The organism is Microcoleus sp. B4-C1, from assembly GCF_036705285.1.
Classification (GTDB): domain Bacteria; phylum Cyanobacteriota; class Cyanobacteriia; order Cyanobacteriales; family Microcoleaceae; genus Microcoleus.
In genome coordinates this window covers 1-3,446 of sequence record NZ_JAUBUC010000185.1, presented here as the reverse complement: position 1 = coordinate 3,446, position 3,446 = coordinate 1, and the positions used below count along the sequence as shown (strand labels likewise).

Sequence of the window (3,446 nt, the reverse complement as noted above, 5' to 3'; positions counted from 1 at the left end):
AAACTGTTTGAGCGAGTCATGGAACAGTTCGAGGTGCGTGTCGAAGAAGATGAAGTGCAGATCGGTTTATTTCGCGTTCCCGTTCCCAACTACGATCGCCGCGCCTTTCGCGAAGCCTCAGTCAACTCCCTCATCCACCGAGATTACACTAAATTGGGAGCCGTTCACATCCGCTGGGAAGATTACGGAATTACCATCAGCAACCCAGGGGGTTTTGTTGAAGGTGTCAGTTTAGATAACTTGCTAGTCGTAGAACCCCGACCGAGAAACCCCTTTCTAGCCGATGCCATTAAACGCATCGGACTCGCCGAACGAACTGGGCGCGGTGTAGATTTAATCTATCAGGGGTTATTGCGCTACGGAAGATCCGCCCCTGATTATCGAAGCACAAACTCTCATTCAGTTGCCGTCAGACTGCCAGGGGGGGAAGCCGACTTAGGACTGTTGCGCGTAGTGATTGAAGAGGAAAATCGCAGTCATTGCCCACTCCCCGTTGACTCTTTAATCGCGATCGGACAATTGCGACAAGAAAGACGGTTAGACACGGCTACTCTCGCCCGTGCCATTCAGCGAGATGAAGCGATCGCCCGCAGCGTGTTAGAACGATTAGTTGAAGCTGGTTTGGTAGAAGCGCGTGGCGTCAAAAAAGGACGCACCTACACCCTTAGCCCCTTAGTTTACCGAGAACTGGGACAATCCGCTGATTACGTTCGGCAAGCTGGCTTTGAACCCATTCAGCAAGAGCAAATGGTGCTTCAATATGTAAGGACTCACGGCAGAATTACCAGAAAAGAAGCTGTGGAACTTTGTCGTATCAGCGAAGACCAAGCTAGTCGCCTGCTGCGGAAGTTGACTGATGCCAACCAGTTGAAATTAGAGGGTCAAGGCCGCGCGTCATATTATGTTTTATAGCGAGAAAACACGCGGCGCGCCTTTTAAACACGCGCCGCGCCTTTTTAAACACGCGCCGCGCCTTTTAAACACGCACCGCGCCTTTTAAACACGCGCCGCGCCTTTTAAACACGCGCCACGCCTTACTATGACATGAGTTTAGTCAAAAAAATCCTCTTCAAAAACAAGCGATCACCGTTCCCACGCGCGACACAAGCCAGAACTGCTCAAATTGCGGGCATAACGTGGCAAAAACATTGAGTACCAGAACTCATAAATGTTCTCACTGTGGATACGTAGCAGACAAGAATGAAAACGCGGCGATTAACATTTTGCGTAAAGCAACTACGGTCGGGCAGACCGGAAGTAACGCTTGACTGAGTTGGAACCTCTCGGTGGCTACCCCTCTACGCTACTTGGGGTAACTCTGGTATGGTAAGGACTGCGCTCACTTGCTAATTTTAGTAAGTGAGCTTTTAGTCATTTTATAAAATTAGCTTTATGGTAAAAATTTAATTACTAAAATAATAAAATTAGCTTTTTAGTAATTTAGATATTGACTATTTTCGTTTTTTAGATGACGATATATATAGAAAACCCCATCCCATGTCCCTAAAGCCATGATCGCAGTCGCCATCGCGTCCCTGTCCGGGGGGCAGGGCAAGACAACCGCATCTCTATTCCTGAGCCGCCTCCTAGCCAGCCGGGGCTATCCCACACTGGCTATCGACGCCGACCCCCAACACAACCTGACCACCTACCTGGGGCTAGAACTGCAACCCAACCAGCCCACATTGCTGGAAGTTCTCAAAAAATCCGTACCCATCGAAGACGGCATCTATCCAGTCGAAGGTAGCGACAACTTGTTTCTAATTCCCTCCGACGACGGACTAGACGCCGCCGCCGACTACCTATCCAGCAGCGGTGTCGGCGCTACCCTATTGCTGCGCCGCCTCGAACCTGTTGCCGAAGCCTTCAAATTTTGTATCATTGACGCACCCCCGCAGCGCTCGCAGATTTGCTTAACCGCAATCGGTGCCGCCGACACCGTAATCGTACCCGCCGAAGCCTCCGTCAAAGGCTACGGTTCCCTAGTGCGGACACTCGACTTGCTCAACTCCATGAGAGATGTCAAAGCAACCAACGCTACCGTACTAGGAGTGCTGCCCTTCCGCGACCGCTGGATTGGCAACACTCAAACCCTAGAAAGCCGCCTTGCCGTAGAAGGAATGAAAGACGAAGTTGAAAACGAATTAATTCTCCCTTCAATCCGAGAATCCGAACAGTACAAAAAAGCCATTAACAAACGCCAAACTCTCAGCGAATTAGGACATCCCGACTTAGAATATCCCTTTGAAATACTGCTCGCCAAAATCGAGTCTCTTTTACAACAAAAAGTACAGTCAGAAACTCCGGTCTAAGTGCGCTAAGTTTCCCACCTACCGAGCTTTTTTATGAGTGACAGCATCCTCGACAAAATTCGTTCCAACCGCAAGCGAACAGTTGTTCCAAGCCGAGAAGATACTTTAATCGCCCCCAAACAGGAGAGCGAACAAATTACCCAACAGTCAACTCCGGCGAACGAACCTTCAAAAGAAACCACTGGTGACAATTCAACCTTAGAGGAATTAAAAGCCGAACTCGCGAAAATTCCGCCAACTCGCCGCCATTCTGCTGTTGTTTTAGATGCCGAAATAGATGCTAATTTGACGAGATTTTGCAAAGAAAAAGGAGTGACTGTAGAAGTATTTTTAGAAGCTGCATGGCTGCAAGCAGTAGCTTCATCTGAGCTGATGGAAAAAATCTTGGTAGAAGCTAAGTGCCGCTACGATTCAAGAAAACTTGCTGGAAAGCTGAGGCGGCTGATTACAATGCTATCCGGGCGCTGATAGGGAGTAAATCTTAATCGCTGATTCTCTGGACTACTTAGGACTTTTAGGGAGTAACTGCTTCGCGTGACGAGCTCCATCGGTTGTGTTACCATCAAAACTAATCAAACATTAAAAGAACGAATTTTTGATGGTGAGTGTTGCCCCTATTCCTGGGATAGTTGCATAAGTAGGTAGGCGGGATTAAACCGAATAATGTAACAGTATGTAAATAGGCTTAAGTCAGCCAGTAGAGAGCATTTGGACACTTTACATCGTTTACATAGTTGCGTTTTAAAGCGCCGACTTACTTAAATCCTAAATAAATTGCCACAGCAATTTCCAGGTTTATGGAGTACGGTTGCAAGGGTTTGTCAACCATTTTGGTAAGTGCCTTTGGTAAGTGCTTGGGATTAAGGTGTACTCTATTTGCCTGGAATCTGCTGTATAAGTTTCATCCAAACCTCACGGGATGCGTGAAACTCAGAAGACACAAAGCGTGCTGAGAGGGAACCGACTCGGAGGATTTTAATCCCCGTTGTATTTTCAGGATATAGCAGTCCTAGATGTCTGTCTTATCCACTTTGTATCAATCTTATGTAGTTCTCTCAAGCCCTAAAACTCCAAATGCTGCACGGCCCGCCGCTTAGTTTCCTCCCCACGCCTGTCATATTTGGCCGTAGTTAC

General features: G+C 47.9%; 4 protein-coding genes. All 4 read left to right on the top strand.

The features are described 5' to 3' along the window. A partial coding sequence (locus QUB26_RS31405; RefSeq protein WP_333321223.1) for an ATP-binding protein occupies positions 1 to 912 on the top strand: 912 nt, incomplete at its 5' end. A 170-nt stretch (positions 913 to 1,082) separates the two neighbouring features. Next, the gene (locus tag QUB26_RS31400) at positions 1,083 to 1,268 is read left to right on the top strand and encodes a zinc ribbon domain-containing protein (RefSeq protein ID WP_445299660.1); all 186 of its coding nucleotides are present in this window, start codon (positions 1,083 to 1,085) and stop codon (positions 1,266 to 1,268) included. A gap of 243 nt (positions 1,269 to 1,511) precedes the next feature. Beyond that, complete coding sequence (locus QUB26_RS31395; protein WP_333321222.1) at positions 1,512 to 2,312, top strand: ParA family protein; 801 nt, start codon at positions 1,512 to 1,514, stop codon at positions 2,310 to 2,312. Positions 2,313 to 2,345: 33 nt separating this feature from the next. After that, positions 2,346 to 2,780, top strand: coding sequence for a hypothetical protein (locus tag QUB26_RS31390; protein ID WP_333321220.1), 435 nt, complete (start codon positions 2,346 to 2,348; stop codon positions 2,778 to 2,780). The last annotated feature ends 666 nt before the right edge of the window (positions 2,781 to 3,446 follow it).